Origin of the sequence: Lewinella sp. JB7, assembly GCF_024297185.1 — a bacterium.
Classification (GTDB): domain Bacteria; phylum Bacteroidota; class Bacteroidia; order Chitinophagales; family Saprospiraceae; genus Neolewinella.
Genome location: NZ_JANCTD010000005.1, coordinates 260,733 through 285,002, shown reverse-complemented (window position 1 = coordinate 285,002; position 24,270 = coordinate 260,733). Strand labels below are relative to the sequence as shown.

The 24,270-nt window shown below is 62.0% G+C and carries 19 protein-coding genes and 1 other RNA gene; 8 read left to right on the top strand and 12 right to left on the bottom strand.

Features of this window, described 5'->3' with window-relative positions; genetic code table 11:
• Positions 1-73 precede the first annotated feature (73 nt).
• Positions 74-1,279 (top strand): glycosyltransferase, encoded by a 1,206-nt coding sequence (locus NMA52_RS11210; RefSeq protein WP_254827757.1) that lies wholly within the window; start codon positions 74-76, stop codon positions 1,277-1,279.
• Here the strand turns inward: NMA52_RS11210 and NMA52_RS11205 are convergent.
• The 3 genes from NMA52_RS11205 to NMA52_RS11195 all read right to left on the bottom strand — a co-directional run bounded on the left by NMA52_RS11205 (position 1,179) and on the right by NMA52_RS11195 (position 4,339).
• Complete coding sequence (locus tag NMA52_RS11205; protein ID WP_254827756.1) at positions 1,179-2,549, bottom strand: bifunctional PIG-L family deacetylase/class I SAM-dependent methyltransferase; 1,371 nt, start codon at positions 2,547-2,549, stop codon at positions 1,179-1,181. The two genes, NMA52_RS11210 and NMA52_RS11205, sit on opposite strands and share 101 nt — an antisense overlap.
• The gene (locus tag NMA52_RS11200) at positions 2,530-3,657 is read right to left on the bottom strand and encodes an acyl-CoA dehydrogenase family protein (RefSeq protein WP_254827755.1); all 1,128 of its coding nucleotides are present in this window, start codon (positions 3,655-3,657) and stop codon (positions 2,530-2,532) included. The genes NMA52_RS11205 and NMA52_RS11200 overlap by 20 nt, the downstream gene beginning before the upstream one ends.
• A gap of 67 nt (positions 3,658-3,724) precedes the next feature.
• On the bottom strand, positions 3,725-4,339 hold the full coding sequence (locus NMA52_RS11195; RefSeq protein WP_254827754.1) for a LysE family transporter: 615 nt from the start codon (positions 4,337-4,339) through the stop codon (positions 3,725-3,727).
• A gap of 112 nt (positions 4,340-4,451) precedes the next feature.
• Here NMA52_RS11195 and NMA52_RS11190 point away from each other — a divergent pair, with 112 nt between their 5' ends.
• The 4 genes from NMA52_RS11190 to NMA52_RS11175 all read left to right on the top strand — a co-directional run bounded on the left by NMA52_RS11190 (position 4,452) and on the right by NMA52_RS11175 (position 8,437).
• The gene (locus NMA52_RS11190) at positions 4,452-5,861 is read left to right on the top strand and encodes a phosphoglucomutase/phosphomannomutase family protein (protein WP_254827753.1); all 1,410 of its coding nucleotides are present in this window, start codon (positions 4,452-4,454) and stop codon (positions 5,859-5,861) included.
• Between the two features lie 3 nt (positions 5,862-5,864).
• Complete coding sequence (locus NMA52_RS11185; RefSeq protein WP_254827752.1) at positions 5,865-7,319, top strand: pyridoxal-dependent decarboxylase; 1,455 nt, start codon at positions 5,865-5,867, stop codon at positions 7,317-7,319.
• Positions 7,320-7,437: 118 nt separating this feature from the next.
• The gene (locus tag NMA52_RS11180; RefSeq protein ID WP_254827751.1) at positions 7,438-8,088 is read left to right on the top strand and encodes a phosphatidylserine decarboxylase family protein; all 651 of its coding nucleotides are present in this window, start codon (positions 7,438-7,440) and stop codon (positions 8,086-8,088) included.
• Between the two features lie 10 nt (positions 8,089-8,098).
• Positions 8,099-8,437 (top strand): 2TM domain-containing protein, encoded by a 339-nt coding sequence (locus tag NMA52_RS11175; protein ID WP_254827750.1) that lies wholly within the window; start codon positions 8,099-8,101, stop codon positions 8,435-8,437.
• Here NMA52_RS11175 and NMA52_RS11170 read toward each other — a convergent pair.
• Complete coding sequence (locus NMA52_RS11170; RefSeq protein ID WP_254827749.1) at positions 8,413-9,588, bottom strand: SH3 domain-containing C40 family peptidase; 1,176 nt, start codon at positions 9,586-9,588, stop codon at positions 8,413-8,415. The two genes, NMA52_RS11175 and NMA52_RS11170, sit on opposite strands and share 25 nt — an antisense overlap.
• A 207-nt stretch (positions 9,589-9,795) precedes the next feature.
• Here NMA52_RS11170 and NMA52_RS11165 point away from each other — a divergent pair, with 207 nt between their 5' ends.
• Entirely contained in the window at positions 9,796-10,497 is a 702-nt protein-coding gene (locus NMA52_RS11165) for an RNA-binding protein (RefSeq protein ID WP_254827748.1), read from the top strand.
• 100 nt (positions 10,498-10,597) lie between these two features.
• A complete protein-coding gene (locus NMA52_RS11160) occupies positions 10,598-13,699 on the top strand; it encodes an alpha-amylase family glycosyl hydrolase (protein WP_254827747.1) in 3,102 nt (1,033 codons plus the stop codon).
• Positions 13,700-13,746: 47 nt separating this feature from the next.
• Here NMA52_RS11160 and ssrA read toward each other — a convergent pair.
• From ssrA to hpf, 4 genes are all read right to left on the bottom strand, one after another.
• Positions 13,747-14,119, bottom strand: a transfer-messenger RNA (tmRNA) gene (gene ssrA, locus NMA52_RS11155).
• A gap of 103 nt (positions 14,120-14,222) precedes the next feature.
• Positions 14,223-14,849 carry a fumarylacetoacetate hydrolase family protein gene (locus NMA52_RS11150; protein WP_254827746.1) on the bottom strand — a complete coding sequence of 209 codons (627 nt, stop codon included), beginning with the start codon at positions 14,847-14,849 and terminating at the stop codon, positions 14,223-14,225.
• Between the two features lie 34 nt (positions 14,850-14,883).
• Positions 14,884-15,834: a phosphoribosylaminoimidazolesuccinocarboxamide synthase gene (locus tag NMA52_RS11145; protein WP_254827745.1), complete on the bottom strand. Its 951-nt coding sequence runs from the start codon at positions 15,832-15,834 to the stop codon at positions 14,884-14,886.
• A gap of 128 nt (positions 15,835-15,962) precedes the next feature.
• The gene (hpf, locus tag NMA52_RS11140; RefSeq protein ID WP_254827744.1) at positions 15,963-16,259 is read right to left on the bottom strand and encodes a ribosome hibernation-promoting factor, HPF/YfiA family; all 297 of its coding nucleotides are present in this window, start codon (positions 16,257-16,259) and stop codon (positions 15,963-15,965) included.
• Positions 16,260-16,382: 123 nt separating this feature from the next.
• On the opposite strand from hpf, the gene NMA52_RS11135 reads away from it, so the two are divergent.
• On the top strand, positions 16,383-17,267 hold the full coding sequence (locus tag NMA52_RS11135; protein ID WP_254827743.1) for an alpha/beta fold hydrolase: 885 nt from the start codon (positions 16,383-16,385) through the stop codon (positions 17,265-17,267).
• Here NMA52_RS11135 and NMA52_RS11130 read toward each other — a convergent pair.
• Genes NMA52_RS11130 through recQ form a run of 4 tightly spaced genes read right to left on the bottom strand, consistent with a single transcriptional unit; the run spans position 17,242 to position 24,207 of the window.
• Positions 17,242-20,346: an AAA family ATPase gene (locus NMA52_RS11130; RefSeq protein WP_254827742.1), complete on the bottom strand. Its 3,105-nt coding sequence runs from the start codon at positions 20,344-20,346 to the stop codon at positions 17,242-17,244. The two genes, NMA52_RS11135 and NMA52_RS11130, sit on opposite strands and share 26 nt — an antisense overlap.
• Positions 20,343-21,599 (bottom strand): exonuclease SbcCD subunit D C-terminal domain-containing protein, encoded by a 1,257-nt coding sequence (locus NMA52_RS11125; RefSeq protein ID WP_254827741.1) that lies wholly within the window; start codon positions 21,597-21,599, stop codon positions 20,343-20,345. The genes NMA52_RS11130 and NMA52_RS11125 overlap by 4 nt, the downstream gene beginning before the upstream one ends.
• On the bottom strand, positions 21,599-22,036 hold the full coding sequence (locus tag NMA52_RS11120) for a gamma-glutamylcyclotransferase (RefSeq protein WP_254827740.1): 438 nt from the start codon (positions 22,034-22,036) through the stop codon (positions 21,599-21,601). Before NMA52_RS11120 ends, NMA52_RS11125 begins: the two co-directional genes overlap by 1 nt.
• Complete coding sequence (gene recQ, locus NMA52_RS11115; protein WP_254827739.1) at positions 22,033-24,207, bottom strand: DNA helicase RecQ; 2,175 nt, start codon at positions 24,205-24,207, stop codon at positions 22,033-22,035. Before recQ ends, NMA52_RS11120 begins: the two co-directional genes overlap by 4 nt.
• Positions 24,208-24,270 lie beyond the last annotated feature (63 nt).

The following is a 24,270-nucleotide window of genomic DNA, read 5'->3' as shown; positions in this document are numbered from 1 at the left end:
CCACAATTTTCGTGGGTCCGGTAAACATTCATCGGTTTTTCCCGGATTTGAGCAGTACAAGTCACCCACTTTCGTGCTCAGCCCCGCCTACCCCGTCGTCCCTCCCCTGCGGCTTCCCCCCCGCGACCCCGCCTGTCGGCTCACGATCACCGTGCCCGCCAAGGACGAGGCGGAGTACATCCGCGATACGCTCCGGGCTCTGTGCACCCAGGTCGATGATGATGACCGCCCACTCGATCCCGCCCTCTACGAAGTGGTGCTGTTGGCGAACAACTGCGTGGACGCTACGGCCGCGGTGGCACGGGAAGTTGCCCGTCAGTACCCCAACACGCGCCTGCACGTTCGCGAGCGGCGATTTTCGCCGGAGATCGCATGCGTCGGGACTGCCCGGAGGCTGATGATGGAAGCCGCCGCCGATCGCCTGCCCCCCCACGGCATCATCGCGACCACCGACGCGGATACCCTGGTCGATCGCCACTGGGTGTACGCCACGTTGCGGGCCTTTGACCGGGGCGCCCGGGCGGTTGGCGGGCGGATTACCACGCCCCGCTGCCACCGCGACGGATACCGGAAAATCTACCTCCAGGACGTCACTTACCGGCTGCTGCAATCGCGCCTCGAGCACATGATCGACCCGCGGCCCGACGATCCCGCTCCCCGACACTTTCAACAGTACGGCCCCAGCATGGCGGTACGGGTGGACGCGTACCGGGCCTGCGGGGGAATGCCCGCCCTGAAGGCTATTGAGGACGTAGCCTTGGGCTGGGCGCTGGAACGTATCGACGTCAGCTTCGTCCACGACCCCGCCGTGCGCGTGACCACCTCCGACCGGGCCAGTCACCGGGTAGACGGCGTCGCCTTCAGTCACGCGTTAGACGAATGGACACGGATGGCAACCGAGAGCCGCAAACCCGTCGTGCCCGGACTGACGAACTGCCTGCGGCTCTACAAGTGGAAAGTAGCCCTACGGGAAGCCTTCTACGCACGGCGCGTCGGAAATGCCCCCGCTCTGCTGGACCTGGCCGCTTACCTGGAATGTTCGCCGGAGGAACTGGAACGGAGGATCGTCACCGCAACTACGTTCGGCGGTTTGTACCAGGATGTACGGCAACAACTGGAGCGGACGCACGCCTTTTCGGATACCACCTTCGACGTGGCCATCCGTGACCTGCGACGGTTCACGCGGTCGGCGTGCCTTTCCCCTGCTTCCACACGTCGATGCGGTACCGTTCGGCCCGGGACGCATGTACCCGGTAGAATCCATCCAGGCGTTGTATGAAGGCCTCGTGGACCTCGTCGCCGGTAAGGGGGTAGTCGGGGACGTAGGGGGTATAGTGCACGAGAATGAGCGTACCGCCGCGGACGACGGCCGTCCGGATCTTTTCGATGGCACGGTGCAGGTCTTCGTATCCCCAGTAATACCCCACTTCCGAGAGCACCACCAGATCGAAGGTACCGGCGGGAAAATCCTCCGGTACTACCATCTGCCGAAAACTTACGTGGGACGAACCGGCTAGTCGTTCCCGGGCGCTTTGCAGCGGAGCTTCGCTGGTGTCCACGGCCAGCAGACGATCACAGCGCTCGGCCAGTTGCTCGGTGAGCACCCCGATGGAACAGCCGATTTCAAACCCGCTTTGGTAGCGGTCCTGGGGTAATGCGGCCAGGGTAGCGGCGTACTTCTCCCGCTCGTAGGCACTGGTCTCGAAATTCCAGGGATCGTCGCGGTCCCGGTAGACCCGGTCGAAGTAGGCTCCGCTCAGGCTGGAGTGGCGTTTGGTGGCCGGCTCGAAGTAGATCTCGTAGGCTCCCCGGAAGTGATCGAGCACGTGGTCCGCGAGCACGAAACCGGTCGGATCGTCGTGGATGACCCGCCCGAGCTGGGAGGCGTGGGCGTCGATGGCCGCTTCTTTCCGCTCCCGGCAGGCCGAAACGTCCAGCCGCCAGACGATCATCTCTTCGTCGCGCGGTAGATCCACGATGCTGTCGGCTTCCCACATCCAGATGGGATACTCGATCCACCGTAGTGTTTGGGGATGCCGATCGGCCGCCGCGCGACAGATGTCCCAGGTCGCCCGGTGATCGGGATGAAGATCCCGCCGCCAGGGCACTACGATGGTATCCGGTTGCCACTTTTCCAGCAAGTCGACCATCGTCTCGACGGGAGCACCGAAATTGGCGGCGTACTCTCGGGGTACCTCGCCGTCCGGCAGATCGAAGAATACTATCCGGTCACTACCGACGCCCAGCTCCGCGCAGGCGGCCGTGGCTTCCTCCCGGCGTACGGCGGCCCGGCGTTCCCGGGGAAACTCCTCTGAGTTGGGGTGAGACATGGACCCGTCACTGACAAAAATTATCCGGACGTCCTGCCCCCGCCCGGTAAGCGTGGCGATGAGCCCCCCGCAGCCCAGGGACTCGTCGTCGGGGTGGGGAGCGACGATCACCGTGAATGACCATGCCTGCAGGTCGCCGATGGGGTGTACGGGAGATTCGTTCCGGAGCGCCGATTTTTTGCGGGCGACGAGGGTGGGATTATTCGGTAGCGTGGTCATGGAGCAGGTGTTGACCTACGGCTTCCAGCACCGCGTCGGGGGCGGGTTGCCGCAGGTACATCCCGAGGTCGGCCCGCAGGCGGGCGAAGGGATGCGGGTGCAGGAAGCCGGCGGCGCCCAGGCTCTTTTCCGCGAGTTGCAGGATGGTCGAGCACTGATCGGCAACGGCCGTGCGGGTCATGTTAGCGGTGTGGATGATGAGGGAGGGATCGGCGGCGGGATCGTCCGTGATCTGTCCGGCGTGCCGCAGCCACAGCTCGCCACTCCGCAAGGCGATGGCCATTTGTCCCACACGGGTCCGTTGGTGGGCGTTATCCGTCCGTCCGGTCTTCTGCAGGTGATCGCGGGTCGCCTGAAGTATGGCGGCGGCTCCCCCGAGCTGTACGGCGGCAAATCGGATGGCGCCCCCGCTGAAGGACGGTTGGCGGGAATAGTCGCCGGGGCCCCCGAGCAGATCGTCGTCGGACAGTTGAATACCGGTAAAATCCAACTTGAAGCTTACGCTGTTGCGCATGCCGGCGGTGTCCCAGAAGGATTCGTCGACCGCCGGCCGGTGTTTGTCCAGGGGGACCACCGCCATTTGCCAGCCCCGGTCGTTTCCGTCGGCGTCGTAGCGTACACCCGTGATCAACGGCCGGGTGACGTGTACGGAGCCGCTGCAAAAACTCTTACTCCCATTGAGGGTGACGGTTTGCGGTGCGGTCATCCGCATGCTTACGCCATCGTGCATTTGGGTGTTCCAGACGCCGAATAAATGGCCGTCGCGTGCGTCCGCGAACCAACGTTCCTGTTGCCGGGGAGTGGCGTACTGGCTGATGAGGTGGAGGGCGTTGACGTGGCCCTCGTAGATGCGACCTACGGACAAATTACCCTCACCAATACGCTGTAGGAGGTGCAACAGAGCTGGGGTATGGCGGGCGCGCAGGTCCAGTGGTTGTCCGGGAAGCGTTACCGCCAGCAGACCGGCCTTACGGAGTGCGCTCATTTCTCGCTGGGGGAATCCGCCGGTGGAAAATGTATCGGCGGCCCACTCGGCGAAGCGGGCGGTTAGACGGTCGATCCGCCCCAGGTCGAACGGTACATTATGGACGGCGGCGGTGCGGGTCATACCCCTTAGAAAGCCCGATTTCGGACCGGGTGTTTGCCCCGGTCGATAAATTAACCGGCAACTCCCCCTACAGGCAACTGCGTACGCCCTGGATCACGGCCAGCACGGCCAAGAGGCCTCCGAGGACGAAGTTGATGTTGCGGGTCAGGAAGCGGGCTCTCCGGTACATCCAGTCGGCCATGCGGGCGTAAGCCCCGAAAGTAAACAAAGCACCCGCGCCCGCGCCCGTGGTAAAACCTATACGCGCCGCGGCGGTTCCGGCCAGGTATCCATCGGTAAGTAACCACCCACTCAGCGCGAAGAAGTAGGGGACGGTCAGGAAGTTCATGACGGCCAGAATGGCTCCCCGCACGAACGGACTGCCCCGGTACGGCCGGGCTTCGGCGACCTTGGCCCGGTATCCCTTGAAGAGGAAAAAGACGGCCAGGACGAGAAAGACCAGCGCGGCCCACTGCTTCATGAGGCGCAGAATGTCGGGGTGGGCGGTGAAGTAATTGGCGAAGAACACGGCCAGCCCCGCCTGCAGGGTAAACGCTACCGCCATACCGGCCGCGAACTGATAACCGGCCCGCCGACCCGCCCGGAGACTTACGTTAACGCTCGTCATATTGAGCATGCCGGGAAATAGGGTTGCTCCACCCGCGGCGGCGAGCCCCAGGAGAACGGCGGTGAGGTAGTTCACGCCGCAAAGGTAGGATTCACGGCCGCTTTCGCGCACAAATCCCCCCACCCATTACTTGGATACAAGGTAAATTTGCCACCTTCGTGCGTAACCCATTAAAACAATCACCCCCATGGACCCCATCAAGATCAAATTCGGCACCGACGGCTGGCGCGCCATCATCGCCCAGGAATACACCGTCGACAACGTCAAACGCGTGGCCGAAGGCACCGCGCTGTGGCTCAAACAACAGGGAGGGTCGCGCGTCGTGATCGGCTACGATTGCCGCTTCGCCGGTGAGCTGTTTACCGAAACGACGGCGCGGGTCCTGGGCAAGCACGGCATCACTAGCCTCCTGGCTCCGGCCTTCATCTCCACGCCGATGGTAAGCCTTGGGGTCGTGAAGACGGGAGCCGACCTCGGCGTGGTCATCACCGCCAGCCACAACCCCCCGTCCTACAACGGCTTCAAACTGAAGTCGAAACTCGGCGGACCGAGCGTGCCCGACGATGTATCCGCCGTGGAAGCCCTGATTCCCGATGCAGTGCCCACCGACCTGCCGACCATGGAGGAATTGCGCGAGAAAGGACTGATCGAAGAACACGACTTCGAGCAGATCTACCTCGATCACGTCAACGCCAACTTCGACATGGACCTGATCCGCAACGCCGGCTTCGGGATCGCCTACGATGCCATGTACGGTGCCGGACAGTCCGCCATGATCCGCTTGCTCCCCGACGCCCGTCACCTCCACTGCGAGTACAACCCGAGCTTTATGGGACAGGCCCCCGAGCCCATCGGCCGCAACCTGACCCAGCTGAGCGACGTCATTAAGAAAGACCCCAAACTCTCCCTCGGCATCGCCAACGACGGGGACGCCGACCGCATCGGACTCTACGACGAGAACGGGGACTTCGTCGACAGCCACCATATCCTGCTGCTGTTGCTGATGTACCAGTACGACTACAAGGGGATCAAGGACGGGGAGGTCATCCTGACCTTCTCCGTAACCGATAAGCTCAAGCAACTGGCCGAGCAGTACGGGCTGAAGTACGAAGTCACCAAGATCGGCTTCAAGTACATCGCCGAGATCATGGCCGAACGCGAGGTGATCGTCGGTGGCGAGGAATCCGGCGGACTGGCCGTCAGCGGGCACATCCCCGAGCGCGACGGCATCTGGATCGGCCTGATGATCGCCGAGTACATGGCTAAGACCGGCAAGTCCCTCAACGAGCTGATCCAGGACGTGTACGACAAGGTCGGCAGCTTCAACTGCGACCGCGACGACGTACACGTCGAGAACGACCGCAAGTGGGAAATCGTGAAGCAGGCCGAAGAAGATCCCTTCAAGAAGATCGGTCCCTACACCGTTACCGACGTGAAGCACGTGGACGGCACCAAGTTCTACCTCGACGGCGAGGATCGCTGGCTGATGGTCCGCCCCAGCGGCACGGAACCCGTACTGCGGGTATACGCCCAGGGAGCGGACGCGGCCGAAACCCGCAAGATCCTGGACGCGGGCCGGGCGGAAATGGGTATCTAAACGGTGACCGAACTGCTCCAGCGCGCCTACGACCCGGAAGCATTCCGAGGGGCGGGTCATGCCCTCATCGACCGCTTGGCGGATTATCTGATCAACGTCGGGGAATACCCCGCGAATCCGCCCGAGACCCCCGAGGAAAGCCTGGAAACCTTTCGGGCCCTGCTCGACCGGCGGGCCGGAGCGGAGGAGATCTTCACGGCCGTCATCGATCACAGCGTCCACCTGCACCACCCCGGCTACATGGGTCACCAGGTGGTGCCCCCCGCCCCCCTCGCCGCGGTGAGCGACGCGGCGGCCAGCCTCCTCAATACCGGTATGGCCATCTTCGAGATGGGGCGGGCCGGCGTGGCCACCGAACGGATCGTGATCGAGGAGTTCGCCCGCATGCTGCGGCTGGCCCCCTCCGCGGGAGGGTTCCTCACCAGTGGCGGTACGCTGGCCAACCTCACGGCGCTACTCGCCGCCCGCTCGCGTCAGTGGCCGGAGGGGGACGTCTGGCAGCGGGGCAGCCACAACGTGCGCCCCTGTCTGCTGGTCAACGAGCAAGCTCACTACTGCATCGATCGCGCCGTGCGGATCATGGGCTGGGGGGCCGAGGGTATCATCCACGTTCCCACGGACGACGAGCTGCGGATGCGGACCGACCTCATCGACGGGCTGATCGCCGACGCGCGGGACAGGGGGCTGACCCCAATCGCCATCGTCGGCAGTGCGTGTACCACCAGCACGGGCACCTACGATCGCATCGATGCCCTGGCCGACGCGGCCGATCGCCACGGCCTCTGGTTACACATTGACGGGGCCCACGGGGTGGCCGTTCGCCTCGATCCCGGTCGGGAGGCCCTCACCAGGGGGCTGGAACGCGCCCATAGTGTTGCCGTGGATTTCCACAAGATGCTGATGGCCCCCGCCATCACTACCGGGCTCTTCTTCCGGGAGGGGACGGATGCTTACCGCACCTTTCAGCAACGGGCCGAGTACCTCCTGGCCGCGGAAGACGGCCACGAAGACTGGTCCAACATCGCCCGCCGGAGCTTCGAGTGCACCAAGCGGATGCTCGGACTGCGGGTGTTCACGCTACTGAGCGAATACGGCCCGGAGCTCTTCCGGGACTACGTCGTCCGGGTAGGTGATCTCGGCCGGGAACTCGGTCGGCAGGTTCGGGAGCACCCCGATCTGGAACTCTTCGTAGAGCCGGACATCAACATCGTGTGCTTTCGCTTCTCCCACCCTACCCTCTCCCCCTCCGACCGGGACGGACTGAACCAGCTCATCCGTACTACGCTCACCGAAGACGGCACCTTTTACATCGTACAGACCCGGATCAACGGACACGTTTACCTGCGGTGCACGCTGACCAACGCGTTTACCACCCCGGCGGACCTCGCCCAAATGTTGGCGCTGGTGGCGGCTACCGGTCATGACCTTCTTCGGTTACGTACCGACGTTCCCGGCTAAATCGGTCGCCCCCCGCTTCCGGCAAGAACGAATCGCACGTACCGCACGTTATCGCTCTACGTTCGCAGTCCTTGACCGATCTTTACCGCATAAAACTACCCCCGTCTTGCGCAAACCCATGAAGATACATCCGGAAGGTCGCCGGATATTGGCAGTGTTGTTCGTTGGTCTCGGCCTCGTCGTTGCCCTGGTGTACTGGAAGGCGCCGGCCCAGATTCCGGTAGTGTCGGTGGCCGCGGGCTTGTTTTTTCTGACCATTCTGCAGTTCTTCCGTAACCCTACCCGTATGGTTCCCGAAGAAGCCGATCACCTGGTGTACGCACCGGCCGACGGCAAGGTCGTGGTCATTGAGGAAGCCTACGAACCGGAATACTTCAAGGCCAAGCGCCTGCAGGTGAGTATATTCATGTCGCCGGTCAACGTGCACGTCAACCGCAACCCCGTCAGCGGGCTGGTGAAGTACAACAAGTACCACCCGGGTAAGTACCTCGTAGCGTGGCACCCGAAGAGCAGTACCGAAAATGAACGGACCACGGTGGTGATCGATACCGGAGAAACGGAAATTCTGCTGCGACAAATCGCCGGCGCCCTCGCCAAGCGCATCAAAAACTACCTGGAGGTAGGCCAACAAGTGGTGCAGGGGGAAGACTTCGGCTTCATCAAGTTCGGCAGCCGGGTCGACGTATTCCTACCCCTCGGCACCAAGATCAACGTCGAGATCGGGCAAAAAGTGAAGGGAAACAAGACCGTGATCGCCATACTCGAATAAGCACGCCCCCATGAGCCGCCGCAAACGCCGTAAGTACAATCAGAAGACCCTCAGCGAGAAAAAACTCGACTTCCGGCGCCACTTACGCACTTACCTGGTCATGTGCGGCTTTTTCGTTCTGCTCAACCTCATCACCTACGTCGGCGTATTCTGGGCCGTGTGGCCCATTCTTGGCTGGGGGATCGGTCTGGTCATGCAGGCCCTTAGCCTGTACGGTCCGCTGGCCGATCCGGAAGACGTGCATCCCCGGGAACACGAAAGCGGTACCCCCCTACCCGACCTCGAGGACCGCATGGATTTGCGGGAACTCGAAAGCCGCCGCCCCTACCGGGACGAGGACCTCGTGTAAATAGCCCGGAAGGCGCTATCAATCGGCACCACCCCCGCCCCGCTTTCGCGCAGTCGCCGGGCACGCAGCAGACTCTCCCGGCGGTGTGGGGCGTAATCCGGATCATCCTCCATCAGGGAGTTTTCGGTGATGTAATCGTTGTCGGCCCCCGCGTGTAGAAAACGCCCGTCCTCCAGGTAAAATCCCACGTGGGTAACCCGTTCACTCCCGTCGGGTCGGTGGTTGCCGAAGAAGAGCAGATCACCCCGTAGCAGTTGCGAATAGGCGGAATCCAGGGGGATTTCCGTTCCGGCGTGCACTTGCTGGCTGGCGTCGCGCGGAATGACGTAGCCGTTGAGGTAATAGGCCGTTTTAGTAAAGCCGCTGCAGTCCATGGCCTTCGGGCTGGTACCACCCCACAAGTAAGGCTTACCCACCTGTGCGAAGGCCGTGGCGATTATGTCCGGCACCCGAACTTCCGTCGGCGTGGCGAGGGTGCGGTAGGGTTGTAAGTCGTTGGTGGGAACCCATCCCATCCGTCCGTCGGGCAAGGTCACTTCGTCGTACTCAGCCTGACGACGGCCACTCGTTTGCATCAGGTTACCGGCCACGAGTTCCGAGACGACCCGGCCGCCCCCGGGTTCGCTGAGTACCGTACTCTGGGCGGGGACGCAGGAGCGAAGATCGTCGTTGAACCAGCCAACCACGGTCGCGCGATCCATCCGGGTAAACGCGCCGCCCTCCAGCCAGGCGAGGTAACGATCCGGAGTGCGAATCAGGTACCAGCCGTTTTGCTCGTCGAGGACCTGGAGGGGAGTGCCCATCAGCGCCTGCGACGTCAACTCCCGGGAGTGGCCGGGTTCGGTGCGGATGTTGGCGACCGATACCCGGACGAGGCCGTAGTCTTCGCCGGTGTCACCGGGGATCAGTAGGCGGGTACTATCGACGACCAGCGGATTATCCTGCGCCCACGCGCGGAACTGCTCCCGGGCGGCGGGTACGGTGGTGTATCCCCGCAGAATCAGGGAATCCGCGCGTTCGACCGCTTCCACTTCCACCCGATCGGTGCGCCGGTCGGGTGCGTGGGTAGCCCGCAGTTGCGTCAGTTGATCATTTATTTCACCAAACATGCCCCCGTCCGGTGCATCAGCTCCACAAGAAAAGTTAGCCAAACAGAGAAAAGCGTAAAATTTTAGGTATTGCATTGGTTTAGGGGCTATTTTTGCTTTGGTCCGCAACATAAGGGGACCGCGTTGTTGTTAATAACGTAGTTTTTCACGGTTCTGGAGTTGGCTACCGTTTTCAAGATGGGACTTACATTCTAGCCTTTAGCCTTGCCTTCAACATTACCATTTGTTTTAATCATTTTCTCTTTCATTATGAATTTATTTGTTGCCCGGCTCAGCTGGGATACCGACGAAGACACCCTTCGTAACACCTTCAGCGCCTACGGCGAAGTTGAGTCGGTAAAAATCATCCTTGACCGGGAGACCGGTCGTTCCCGTGGCTTTGGTTTCGTAGAAATGCCAAGCGACGATGAAGCGCAGGCTGCCATAGAAGCGCTTGACCAAACAGACCTCGACGGTCGCACTATCGTTGTCAAAGAAAACGACCGCAAAGGCGGTGGTGGAGGCGGCGGTGGCGGCTACGGCGGCGGCGGTGGCGGTGGCTACCGCGGCGGCGGTGGCGGCGGCGGCGGTTACCGTGGCGGCGGCGGTGGCGGCGGCTACCGTGGCGGCGGCGGCGGAGGCGGCGGCTATGACCGTGGCGGACGCGGCGGCGGAGGCGGCGGTTACGACCGTGGCGGACGTGGCGGCGGAGGCGGCGGTTACGACCGTGGCGGACGCGGCGGCGGAGGCGGCGGTTACGACCGTGGCGGCTACAGCGGTGGCGGCGGAGGCGGCTACGAGCGTGGCGGCTACGACCGCAGCAGCGACGGCGGATCGCGCTACGACCGGGGCAACCGGGGCGGTGGCTACGATCGCGGTGGCGACAAAGACTACGAAAGCTACAGCCGGCACGAGGATCGCGGAGGTTACCCACGCAACCGCTCGCGCCACAGCGATAACTACAACGACTAAGGGTACGCGAACGCACCTTGGTCTCTGACCCAACAAAGCCCCCCGATCGGATGATCGGGGGGCTTTTCTTATTCTATCTTCGGCCGACCAAATTTCGACCATGCACAGACTTTTACTTAGCCTAAGCCTCCTCTTCACCGCTCTTCTTCCGGCACAACTGGTCACCACCGACCCTGCCGTCCCCGTAGCCGACCGCCCACTCACGATCACGTTCGACGCCAGCCAGGGCACCGGCGGACTGAAGGACTGCAGCTGCGATGTGTATCTGCATACGGGCGTAATCACCGCCGCAAGCACTTCACCCAGCGACTGGAAAAACGTGCAGACCGAATGGGGAAAGGCCGATCCCGCCTGGAAGTTAACGCCCGTGGACGGGCAGCCGAACAAGTACACCTACACTTTTTCCCCCTCCGTCCGCGCGTACTACGGCGTCGCGGAGGACACCGAGATCCTGCAGATCGCTCTGGTCTTCCGGGACGCTACGGGCGACCGGGAAGGAAAGGCGAGCGGAGGTAAGGACATTTTTCTGGATGTCAAGTCCGGGGACGCGCTGACCCTGAACTTGCTCGGCGATCCGATTGACGATTTCTATGCTCTGGGTAAAGTGTTGCCGGTCTCGGTCGGCACGACCACCGACGCTACGATTAACCTATTCGACAACGATAGCTTGGTCGCCACGATAAACGGGCGGGAACTCTCTCACGATCTGCGACTCCTCGATCCGGGGGCCCACACTATTCGCGCGGAGGCCACCGGCGGCGGGGAAGTCGTGCAGGATTCCTTTCGGGTGACCGGCCGCCTGGAGCTCGATCTCACGAGTCCCTCCAGCTCCGTGATAAGCGCTACGGTCGGCGACCGGGTGATGCTCGGCGCAACGTCCTACGTCTCGTCAACGCTGGAGATCACTACCGACGGTCAATTGGTTGCCACGGCTACCGCGGAGGATATCGCCGCAAGCGTCACCTTACCGGACGCGGCGGTCACTACCTACACCATTTCGGCCCGGTACCGGGGAGAAACGGCCCGTGCAACGGTTACCTACATCACGGGGGAGCCGGCCGTCGCCGCTATCCCCGAGGGACTCCGCCCCGGCGCGACGCTCAACGAGAGCGGAAGCGTAAGCCTTCTGCTGCGCGCGCCCGGCAAGGAAGATGTGTTCGTAGTAGGAAACTTTAACGACTGGTCGCCGACCGCCGGCAGCCGCATGAACCGCAGCCCCGACGGTAACTCGTTCTGGATCGAAATTTCCGCGGCCGATCTATCGTGCGCTACCGCTCCGTCCTGTGAGGACTTGCTGTACCAGTACGCCATAGACGGCGCGGGGCGTTTCGCCGATCCCTACAGTACACTCGTTCTGGATCCCCAGAACGATCCCTTCATTACCGACGTGACCTTCTCCGGCATCCCCTCCTACCCCAGCGGGGCATCCGGGGGGATCGTAAGCTGGTTCCGCCTGACCCCGCCGGACTACACCTGGCAGACTACGGACTTCGAAAAACCCGACCCGAAGAAGATGGTCGTTTATGAGTTGCTCCTGCGTGACTTTTTAGCGGCTCACGATTATAGGACGCTCACGGATACACTCGACTACCTCGACCGCCTCGGCGTCAATACCATCGAACTGATGCCCGTCAGTGAGTTCGAGGGCAACATCAGCTGGGGTTACAATCCGAGCTTTCACATGGCCCTGGATAAGTACTACGGATCACCGGAAGATTTCAAGGCATTCGTTGACGCCGCCCACGCCCGGGGCATGGCCGTGGTGCTCGACGTGGTCTACAATCATGCCTTCGGGGAGAGTCCGCTGATCCGGATGTGGCCGGGCAATCAGCCCTACGAACCCGGTGCGGATAACCCCTACGCCAACGTCACCGCCCGCCACCCCTTCAACGTAGGCTACGACCTCAACCACGAAAGCGAGCTGACGCGGGAGTACGTGAAGACCACCCTTCAGTACTGGCTGGAAGAGTACCGCGTCGACGGCTTCCGCTTCGATCTAAGCAAAGGGTTTACCCAGAATTTCAGCAACGACGTAGCTTCCTGGAACCGCTACGATGCATCGCGGATCGAGATTTTACAGGATTACGCCGATCGCGTCTGGTCGGTAGACAGCGAGGCCTACGTCATCATGGAGCACCTGGGGGAGAGCCGGGAAGAGAACGAACTCGCACAGTACGGGGAGGGCATGTACTTCTGGTCCGGTTTCCAGCCCCACGACGCTTACCTGGAAGCATCCATGGGCTACCACGACGGATCGAAGTCGAACTTCGGTGGTGTACTGGCCCAGAACCGCGGCTTCGACCAGCGCAGCCTCGTGGCGTACATAGAGAGCCACGACGAAGAGCGTATGATGTACAAGAATCTGCAGTTCGGCAACGGCAGCGGCGCCTATAGCGTTAAGGATCTCCGCACCGCGCTGAACCGGGTGGAGTTGGCCAGTGCCTTCTTCTATACCCTGCCCGGACCGAAGATGCTGTGGCAATTCGGCGAACTGGGATACGACTACCCCATTAACTACTGCCCCGACGGCCGGGTAGATAACGGCTGCCGTACCGATCCTAAACCGATCGTATGGTCGTACCGCAACAATGCCGACCGCCAGGAGGTGTACCATACCATCGCCGACCTGCTCTACGTCCGCAACAACTTCGATTTCTTCCACGGGGAAGTGACGGCATCCGACCTTAGCGGGAAGGTCAAGTACGTATTTCTCGACAGTGAGGACGGTCCGGCGGCCATCGTCGGTAACTTCGGGGTGACTCCCGCCACCGTCACGACGGCCGTCCCCTCCACCGGCACCTGGTACGACTACTTCAACCGGACGGACGTGCGCTTCGACGCCGGAAACACCAGCATCGACCTCGGCCCCGGGGAGTACCGGGTCTTTTTGTCGCAATCCGTGGAACGTGGGGGCGGCCGCCTGACGTCCACAAACGACGCGGCCGTAGCCCGTCTGGATTTCACCGTGTACCCCAACCCGACTGATGGAGTCGTGTACACCAACTTTACGCTGGAGACTCCCTCCCGGGTCCGGGTGGCCATACTCGACCTGCTGGGCCGCCCCGTGCGCGAGCTTTACGACGGACATTTACCCGCAGGTCCGCACCGGTTCGATACCCGGCTTGGGCTTCCTGCGGGAACCTACTTGCTGCGAGTCACCGCCGGCACCACTTCGGCCGTTCGCCCCGTGATCGTCCGGTAAACAAGAATGCCCCGGCTTCCTAGCGGAAGTCGGGGCATCTTAAAGAATCGTGGAGGCGGCGAGAGTCGAACTCGCGTCCAGCGAAAGCGCAAGGCAGCTTTCTACATGCTTATTTACCAATCGAATTTTCGAGCACCGGGTAAGTTTGGTAACCCACTCATTCGGCGCCTTAGATCCTTAATCTCGCTCGTGACTCAGATCAGGGTCACGGGCCAGCCCGAGGGGGTGATGATATGCGGCGCGGTGTGTATCAGGCGTCAACCACACGGCACATTTAGACAGCTAAACTGAGTTTAGGCTGCCATAGCATAGCTGGGAGTGCCAACTAAAGAGTCAATCGTTATTTTTTACGGAGTAACCAATCATGCTCCGGCATGCTTACTACAAAGCTTACTTCCCTGTCGATTCCGGTACGCCCCCGTTGGGACTCGGCACTCCTCGGAGTACCGACCTTCGGAGAGTAAACACACGGCCATAGGCTTAGTTCCTCCCGCTGATCAATTTTTTTCCGACGAATTATTCCCTACTTAACCCGCGTGCGCAACAACTCCCGTTTGCCTTCCTTCGTCCAGAGGTGGCCCACCAGTTCGTCATCAACGGCCAGCGCGCCTACGCCCTCCGGAGTACCGGTGAAGAGCAGATCGCCCTTCTGCAGCCGGAAGTACTGGCTGACGTAGCAGATGAGTTCCGTCAGCGAAAAGATCATATTCCGGCTGTGCCCGTGTTGCACTTCCTCGCCATTCTTTTCCAGGCTGAATTCCACGTCGTTCAGGTCGGGCAGGTCAGCGGGAGCCACGAATTCGGCGGAAAGCGGCGCGGAGTGGTCGAAGGCCTTGGCGATCTCCCAGGGATGGCCTTTCTCCTTGCACTGTTGCTGCAGGTCGCGGGCCGTCAGGTCGAGCCCGAGACCGATGGACTCCACGTAGTCCAGGGCGAAGGGGGGCTGTACGTGACGACCATTCTTGCCGATCTTTACGACAACCTCCAGTTCGTAGTGAATGTCCTGGCTGAAATCGGGGTAATAAAAGGGCTTGTTGTTGGCGAGTACGGCGGAACCGGGTTTCATGAACACGATGGGCTGTTCCGGGCGGGCGTTGCCGAGTTCGGCGGCGTGAGCAGCGTAATTGCGGCCGATGCAAATGAGTTTCATGGGCGGGATGAGAGAGGTGGTAAGATTGGGTGGGTTATTCCGCCACTTTCCAGGCGGTTCGGCGCAGGTTATCGGCGATCCGTCGAGGGATGTCGGTGGTATCGGCGGGTTCGAAGGTTTTACCGGTGATGTGCTCGTAGAGCTCGGTGTAGCGTAGGGTGACGCTTTCGACGAAATCATCGGGCATATCGGGCATGATCTGTCCGTCCAGTCCGCGGAAACCGTGGGCCATAAGCCACTCCCTTACGAACTCCTTGCTCAGTTGCTTCTGGTGTTCTCCCGCGCGCTGCCGCTCGGCGTATCCCTCGGCGTAAAAGTAGCGGCTGCTGTCGGGGGTATGAATCTCGTCGATCAGGTACACTTCACCGTCGAGCAGACCGAACTCGTACTTGGTGTCTACGAGGATAAGCCCCCGCTCGGCGGCCATGGCGGTGCCCCGCGCGAAGAGGCGACGGGTGTAGTCCTCCAGCCGGGCGTACACTTCCGGCGCGACGATGCCCCGTGCGAGGATATCGTCGCGGCTGATGTCTTCGTCGTGCCCCTCCTCGGCCTTCGTGGCGGGGGTGATGATGGGCTCGGGGAAGGCGTCGGCTTCCCGCATGCCCTCGGGCATGGCTACGCCACAGAGGGAGCGGCGACCGGCCGAATACTCCCGCCATCCGTGCCCGACGAGGTAACCCCTGATCACCATCTCCACCGGAATGGGCGTACAGGCCTTTCCGACGGCCACGTTGGGGTCGGGATTGCTCTCCAGCCAGTTCGGACAGATGTCGCGGGTGGCGTGGAGAAAGTGGGCCGCGATCTGATTCAGGATCTGTCCCTTATGCTGAATGGCACGCGGGAGCACGTGGTCGAAGGAGGAGATGCGGTCGCTCGCGACCATCAGCAGTTCATTGCCGCGGCGGTACACGTCGCGGACCTTGCCGCGGTAGCATTCCGCCGGGGGGTCGAAGGTGAAGTTTGTTTCGCGGAGAGCGTCGGACATGTGAACCGGGTTTGCGGCAATATTACAGGTTTTGCGGCAGTGCTTGCTCCCGCGTTCCCGCCAAAAACGCGGAAGGCCCCGCCGCGTACGCCGGGACCTTCCGCAGGATGCTCCAGTGTCGAGCTATGTTAGTGAGAAGTGATCTTCTCCTTGTGCTTCTTGATTTGCCGGCGCAGGGCTTCGGTGACTTCCGCCGTGGCGCGCTCGATGCTCTCGTCGGTGTGGGTAGCGAACAGATCATTGCCGGGGATGGCCAGGCGAATTTCGACGGTGTGGCCGTTGGTGGTGCTGCCGTCGTCCTCCTTCACGAATACCTCGGCCCGCTCGATGCGGTCGTAGTAGGTTTCGAGCTTATTTACCTTCTCGTTGATGACGTTCTTGGTCGTATCGGTGAGCTCGGAGGATTTATTGATGATAACCTGCATGTGTGCTTGGTTTTGGTGATGAAAATAAAGGTACGTCAGCATTGACCTACCTTGCGGCCGCTTATTAAAGGCCCGCCGTGCAGAACTAACCGCCCGGCCGGCAATTTCGTTCGCCAGATGGCCATGTCAGCACCAAGCCTTTCTTTCACGACCCACGCTCGCCACCGCATTGCCAGCCTCGCCTATCGCAATCCCGGGGCCGACCGTCTCCCCGTCGTCTGGATTCACGGACTCACGGCCAGCCTGCATTTCTGGGAGCCGGCCATGTACGCCGAGATCCGCCGGCAGCGGGAATGGTTCTCGATCAGTCTGCCCCTCCACCACCCCAGTACTTACGCCGGAGAATTTACGGCCGACAGCCTGAACGAGGAAATTTTCGCCGAGCTGGTGGCCCGACCGATCGACAGTCTCATCCCTCACGGCAAATTTCACCTGGTCGGCTACTCCCTGGGCGGATTTGCCTGCCTCAACTACGCGGCGAAGTACCCCGAGCGGGTTGCCTCGATCATCAGCATCGGCGGTTTTATGACCGGCCGGGCCCGCGGATTGGAGGGCGTATTGCAGTTTTTTGCCCGCGGCCACGTACTCCGCAAGGCCGTTTTCCACGGCAGTTGGTGGCTGATGCAGCGGCACGTCGTTTTCCTCAAACTGGCCACCCTCTTTTACGCCCGCCGGTGGCGGCAGCTGTTGCGGTACCCCTACCTCGACCCTACCCTGCGTATGATCTTCCCGGACGTACGCCACCATCCGGTGGCCGGCCAGCGGGCGCTGTTCCGCTACCTGCTCGAGATGAATCTGATGGACGAGATCGACGACATTCACCTGCCGGTCCTGGTGATCGCCGGGGACCGGGATCCGATCATTCCCTACGATCACCAACGCGCCTACGCGGAGAGACTGGGCAACGGTACTTTTCTTTCCCTGCCGGGCGTCGGCCACGTCGCCTTTGCCGAAGCACCCGACGCCTTCCGGGAAGCGGTGCTCAGTTGGCTAGCTCGATACGACTAAACCCGTCGCCCACGGGTTCGAGGCGGATCTGGCAGTGCACCCGCTCCCGCAGTTGCTGCACGTGGCTGATGATGCCGATCGATTTCCCCTGCGCCTGCAACTGCTCCAGGGTCACCATCGCCTGGTCGAGCGTCTTGCCGTCGAGGGTGCCGAAGCCTTCGTCGATGAACAGCGACTGGATCAGGCGTTTACCGCTGGCCAGGTCGGACAGCCCCAGGGCCAGCGCCAGGCTGACGAGAAAGGTCTCTCCGCCACTGAGGGTAGACATGGTGCGCCGGTTATCGTTCATATAGGTATCCACGATCTCGATCTCCAGTTCCTCCTTCCCCCCCGGGGGCGGCGGCGCGTACTGCATGCGGTAGCGGGGGTTGATCGTCTCCAGATGATGATTGCCGATCTCGACGAGCCGCTGCAGCGTGATCCCCTGGGCGAAGCTGCGAAATTTCTTTCCGTCGGCCGATCCGATCAGTTCGTTCATCCGGCCCCAACGATCGCGCTCCCGCTCCAGGACAGCCAGCTCGGCGGTGAGCGTTGCCGACTCCCGGATCAGGGCATCGTCCTGCCGGATGAGTACCCCAACGGCGCCCATTTGCCGTTGCGTTTCCCCTAGTTGGCGATCCGCGGCCTGCAGGCTTTCTTCCACCTCCGCCCGGGGCGGCACTTCCAGCAATGCCTGGGTGGCCTGAGCGTGCTCCTCGGTAACCCGTTGGAGCATGGCATCCGCGGCCTGCCGTTTGCGGTCGGCCTCCCGAAGCTGCTGTCGCAGGTGAGTCACGCGGGCAGGATCCAGCAAGACGGCACGGGCGGTCGTGGTGGTGTGATCCGAGTCCGCCAGGCTCTGCTCCAGCCGCTGCTTGACTTTCGTGATTTCACGGTCCAGATTCGACCGTCGCTCCCGGAGTACGGTTACCCGTTCGTTGACGGATGCGGCGGCGGTGGTGCACCGCTGCTCCTCCGCCTGCAGTCGTGTCACTTCCTTTTGCAAACGCTCCGACCGCTCAGCTACGTACCGGCGGTATTCCCGCACCGATCGTTCCCCGATGAGCTGTCTGAGCGCCGTCGTTTGCTCCCGGAGCTGCCGGTCGGTGTGCGCGACCTGCGCTTCCAGAGTGGTTATGGCGGCATCCACTTCCGTGCGTTTCTTATCCGTCTCCGCGCGCTGCACTTCCTTGCCGCGCAGTTCGGGGAGACGGGTCCGTATCTTCCGTAGTCGGGTCAGTTCGGCCCGTCCGCGTTCGAGTTCAGCCCGGATCACGGATTCATCGGCCAGGAGTCCCTCCAGCGAATCGTTGGGCTCTTCCTCCCCTAGCTGGCTACTGAGTTCGGCGAGCAGAGTAGCAACCCTATCGTGTTGTCGTTCGGCGGCCCGCTCCTCCTGCAGGCTTACCCCGAGGGCGTTGTCGTGGCGGGTGAGCTCATTTTGGAGTCGGGTCAGCTGGTTGGTCGCCTCCGTGAGCTCATTTTCCGGGGCCGGGGTATGCTGCTCCCGGTAGGGATGGTGGCAGGATCCACAGAGGGGGCAGGGTTGATCCGCCCGCAGTGCATGGCGGTGATCGGCCACCTGGGCACGCAGACTGGCATTTTCTACCCGCAGCTTTTGCATTTCTACCAGTTGGGTGGCCGCGTCCACCCGTTCCCGGTGTTCGGCCAAACGCTGACGGACGGCCGTCAATTCTTCCTGAATCGTGGTAGCTCTGGTCCGCTCGGCGGCAATACGCGCTTCGAGTTGGCGGTACCGTATCGCGGCTTCGACGGCCGCAAGTTCACGTTCGTGGCGGGGAATCGTTTCTTCCAGTCGCCGCAGGTTCTCTTCGATGTCGGCGGGCCGGGCGCCGTCGAGTTCACGCGCCAAGTCTTGGAGTTCGAGGTCGATGGCCCGCAGCTGCGCGAGAAGTTTTTCGCGGGTACGCAGGTGCGATGAAAGTTCGGCGGCAAGGCGCTGACCCTCCTGGTGGAGGCCGGCCAGCGATTGCTCCACCGCTTCGGCGCGTTGGATGATCTGGTCCTCTTCGGCCTGGCCCTCCTCGTTGGCTCGCTGTCTCTCCCGGGCTTCCCGCCTAGCCTGGGCGGACCGTTCCAGGGCCCGCTGATGTTCTTCCGCCATCCGCTCCGCGGTGACCAGCGATTCACCTACTTCCCGACTTTCTTCGGCGAGTTTTTGTTCCAGGAACAGATCGGCCCGGCAGGGTTCTAAGCGGTCGTTTTCCGCTAAGCGGCGACGGTCGTCGGCAAGGTCCCGCCAGCTTGCTTCCAGCGATCGACCATCTTCCCGGACTTGCCGCAATTGGTGGGTTAACTTATCGACGGTCAGGTAACGCTCCCGGAGTCCGGTCCAGCGGGCAACCTCGTTCGTCCACGCGATGATGTGCTTACTTCCTTCCTCCAGTTCGGCTTCCAGGGCCGCGCGGGCTCCCGCCTCCAGGGGCATTCGTTGGCTGATCGACTCCTTTACCCGCTCGTAGGCTTCGCGGGCCAGTTTGTGACGGCGAAAGGCCGCTTCGCTGAGTTCCTTGTACACGTCGGTCCCCGTGATCTGCTCGAGTATCTCGGCCTTTTCCCCGCTGGTGGATTTCAGAAAACGATCAAAGGCGCCCTGGGTCAGCATCACCGACCGCACGAACCGTTCGAAGTTGAGGCCCACGATCTCCTCCGTTAACCGGTCCACTTCCCGCTTTTTGGTGGCCAGAATATCAAAACTGCCACTCTGGGGATTGAACCGGCTGATTTCCCGTTCGCTGGGCTGCAGGTCTCTGCCCACCTTCTTGTGCGCCCGGCGCCGGCGCCACACGCTGCGGTAGCGACCGTCCGTGGTTTCGAATTCGACCTCGGCTCTGCAGTGGGCGGTACCGTGCGTCATGACCGTACTCACTTCCCGATTGGCTTCGGTCGTTGCCTTGTTGCGTTCCGTCTGTCCGTACAGGGCAAGCGTTATGGCGTCCAGGATGGTGGTTTTGCCCGCTCCGGTCGGCCCCACGATGGCGTACAGGGGGTTATCCGCCAGGGGGGATTCGGTAAAGTCAAGCTCGTGCTTGCCCCGGAGCGAATTCAGGTTGTGAATGCCGATGCGCAGAATCCTCATGTCGCGCGGCCCTCTTCACTTACCCAGCTGCGCAGCTCGCGGAAGTCGGCCAGGAAGGACTGGACGGTTGCATCGTCCTGCCCCCGGGAAGTGCACAGTTGCCGGAACACCTGATCGGGCTCGAGTTCGTCCAGTTGTTTCACCGACTCCCGCACGGACGTCGGCGGTGCGGTGAGCCGTTCCCGACTAATGCGCAGCAGTTCAATGACGGGCTTTGCCCGGGGGTCCTGCTGTCCGTCCTGGATGGCCTGCATCAATTTATCCCGCAAGTTGGGAATGACTTTATCGGTGCGGACCCGCACCTCGGCCCAGGGAGTCAGATCGTCCTCCGGGGGCGTGGCGGCGGCGGCGGCGCGTAGTTTATCGAGCACGTCCGGCAGTTCCCCGTGAAGGCGCAGCAGGGTCCGGCTCCCGGGCAGATTGATCTTGCGACTGGTCACCGGTTGTCCGGCTTTGCCGAGATCTACGATGCGTACGCTACGGGCGGCCTGCCCCTCTACGAAGGTGAGGGGAACCAGGCTACCGGCATAGCGGATGTGCTGGTGATCCCCGACGTGTTGGGCCCGGTGAACGTGACCGAGGGCGACGTAGTCGAAGCATTCCGGGAACTGCCCGGCATCGATGTTGCTCGTATCGGCCTGGTAGATATAGGACTTCTTCTCCTCGTCGTCGCTGGCGCCCGCGACGAATAGGTGGCCGGTAGCAATAATGGGGATATCCTTGTTTCCCCGGTAAGCGCAGGCGGCCCGGGCAATCGACTGGAAATGCAGATCTATACCGTTGCGCAGTCCCCGTAACCGGTCTTCGTGACTTTCCCCGAACGTAGACGTGCGCAAGTCCCGCTCCCGGAGGTAGGGCACGGCGGCCACCAGCAGTTCCTCCTCCCCGCAGCGAATGGGGATGACGCGTGCCGATGCCTCGGTCGTCGCCGCACCTATGACGTGCAGCTGCAGATGGCGCAGCAACTCCCGGGGTGCATCGAGTTGGGAAGCGGAATCGTGATTGCCGCCAACGATTACGGCCGAGGTGCAGGACGTCCGGATCAGGCGAGCGAGGAACTCGTAGTAGAGTTCCCTGGCCTGATTCGAGGGGTTGGTGACGTCGAATACGTCGCCCGCCACCACGAGTAGGTCGATGCGTTCTTCGTCGATGGTCCGGAGCAGCCACTCCAGGGCGGCCCGGTGTTCCGGGGTCCGGTCACGGTTGTACAGGCGGTGGCCCAGGTGCCAGTCTGCGGTGTGCAGGATACGCATCAGTCGTTGCCGGTAAATTTTCGGTGGGCGGAATTCTGCCGGTAGAATGGGGGGTAGTCTCCGTTAGGAATCACCGGCTTATCCCGGTGCGGCTGCTGGTACTCGTAAGTGTGCGCCCGAAAGTGGCCGCCGCCCGCTACCTGAGCATCAACGGTAACCCGGTGGTAATCTTCCGAAGACAGCCCCGATACACCTTCGTAGGCATCCAGCAGCTCCCAGGTTTCTCCGGCCCGATCGGGACTGATCCTGTACAGCTCACCCTTCGTCGAGCCGCCGCCCCGGATGAAGCCAGGATAATCGCCGAGGTCGATGAGGTGACCGGAAACGGTAGCCTTTCCGATCAGCGCGGCCCGCCGGCGCAGGAATTTGCTCATGCTCGACGGGATATCGCTGCGCAGGGTACCATATACGAAGAGGTATTCAGGGTGATCGCTCATGACGCAGTGATTAGGGGATGGCGGGTGCGGTAAGCCTCAACGAGATCCAGGTGGTGATACTTAACGATTCCGTCCTGGTGATGCTCGGCAATGTACGCCAGGATGGCCTTTCTGCCCTGATCGTCAGGCAGAGCTCGCACCGCCTCGTCCACCCAGTCGATGGTCTGGCCGGGAATGAGGTCTTCGATCTCCAGATCGTGCCCCTCCCGGTAGGCTCTGGCCAGATGGCCGTAGGTAGTCGTGACCTGGAGCCCGCGATCCCGCGCGATGTCCCGGACGGACTCCCCCTTCAAGTAGCGCCGGTAGGTGAGCAGGTGAGTGGGCGTGTCGTCCGGTTCCCCACTCGCGGCCGTCGCCGTCGCGGAGACGGACTCATCGCTGAAGTTCCGAATGGCCTGTATAAAGTGGGCGCCGAAGCGGGCCAGTTTCACCTCCCCCACCCCACTGATGCGGGCCATGGCGAGTTCGGTGGTCGGGGCGGCGGCGGCCATCTCCTCGAGGGTCTTGTCGGAAAAGATGAGGTAGGGAGGGATGGCCGCTTCGCGGGCAAGCTCCCGGCGGACTTCCCGGAGCGTTTCGAAGAGAGAGCCGCGGCTGCGGGGCGCGGCGGCGCGCTTGGCCGTCTTGCTCTGCTCCTGCTGCTTGCGGTCGCGGATGGTCTGGAATTTCACCAGTTCCACCTTTTCCCCGTCGTACAGGACCCGGCGGGCGGCCGGGGCCAGCCGGAGCTTGTTGTAGTCTTCGTGTGCTACGTAGAGGTAGCCCAGACTGATGAGTTGACCGAAGTACTGCGTCCAGTCGTAGGAAGACATATCGCGGCCGGCGCCGTAGGTCTTCACCCGATCGTAGCCGTTCTTCAGAATGTCCTGCTTGGACGAGCCCCGCAGCACGTCGATGGCGGTCGTGATGCCCACCGACTGCCGCAGACGGGCCACGGCGCTGAGGGCCTTCTGGGCGAGCACCGTTCCGTCGAAACGCTGGGGGGGATTAGCGCACACGTCGCAATTGCCGCAGTCGTCGCTGTGATCTTCGCTGAAGTAATTGAGTAGGATACGCCGACGGCAAGCCAGACTTTCGGCGTACTCCTTCATCCGGTCCAGTTTCGCCAGCTGAATATCGGCATTACCCCCGCCCGAGATCATGTCCTTCAGGGTGGTGTAATCGTTGTAGGAATAAAAGAGCAGGGTATCCGATTTGCTGCCGTCGCGGCCCGCCCGCCCGATTTCCTGGTAGTAGTTCTCCAGGTTCTTGGGCATGGTGTAGTGGATGACCCAGCGTACGTTGCTCTTGTCGATGCCCATACCGAAAGCGATCGTAGCGCATACGATCAGGGTCTTGTCGTTGATGAAATCCGACTGCACCTTGCCCCGACGGTCCGGACTGAGCCCGGCGTGGTAGGCCTCCGCGTTGTAGCCGGATTCGCGGAGTTTATCGGCCAGCTGTTCGGTCTGTTTACGACTGAGGCAGTACACGATGCCGGCCTGCCCGGGCCGTTCGCGGATAAAGCGGACGATCTGTTCCCGCCGCTTTTGTCCGGGGCGGACCTCCAGGCTGAGGTTAGGCCGATTGAAGGAAGCGACGAACTGGCGGGCGTCGGGTATACCCAACTGCTCGGCCATATCCTTGCGGGTGAGTCGGTCGGCCGTGGCGGTCAGCGCGAGTACGGGGACCGCGGGAAAGGCTGACTTGAGTTGACGCAGCATGGTGTATTCCGGCCGAAAGTCGTGGCCCCAGGCCGAAATGCAGTGCGCCTCGTCGATGGCGAAAAGGCAAACGCGCCGTCGCTTCAAAAAAGTGAAGAACCCGGGAGACAGCAGCTTTTCGGGACTCACGTACAGCAGGTGAAGTTCGCCGTTTTCGTAGGCCTGCTCCACGCCGTGGCTTTCTTCTCCCCGCTGGCTGCTGTTGAGGTAGGCCGCCCGGATACCTACGGCGCGCAGTCCGTCCACCTGATCCTTCATCAACGAGATGAGGGGGCTGACCACCACGGCCGTACCCGGCATGGTTACCGCCGGAATCTGGAAGCACATCGACTTCCCGCCGCCCGTGGGCATGAGCACGATGCCGTCGTTCCCGGCGAATACGTGCTCGACGATGTCCAGCTGCTGGGGCCGGAAATCATCGTAGCCAAAGAATTTCTTTAGGGCCGAACGAGCCAGTTCTGCGGTCATTTTCTCTAATTAAGTGGTGGGGCAGCCGCAAATATTACAATTTGTTTTATGATTTCCAAGTAT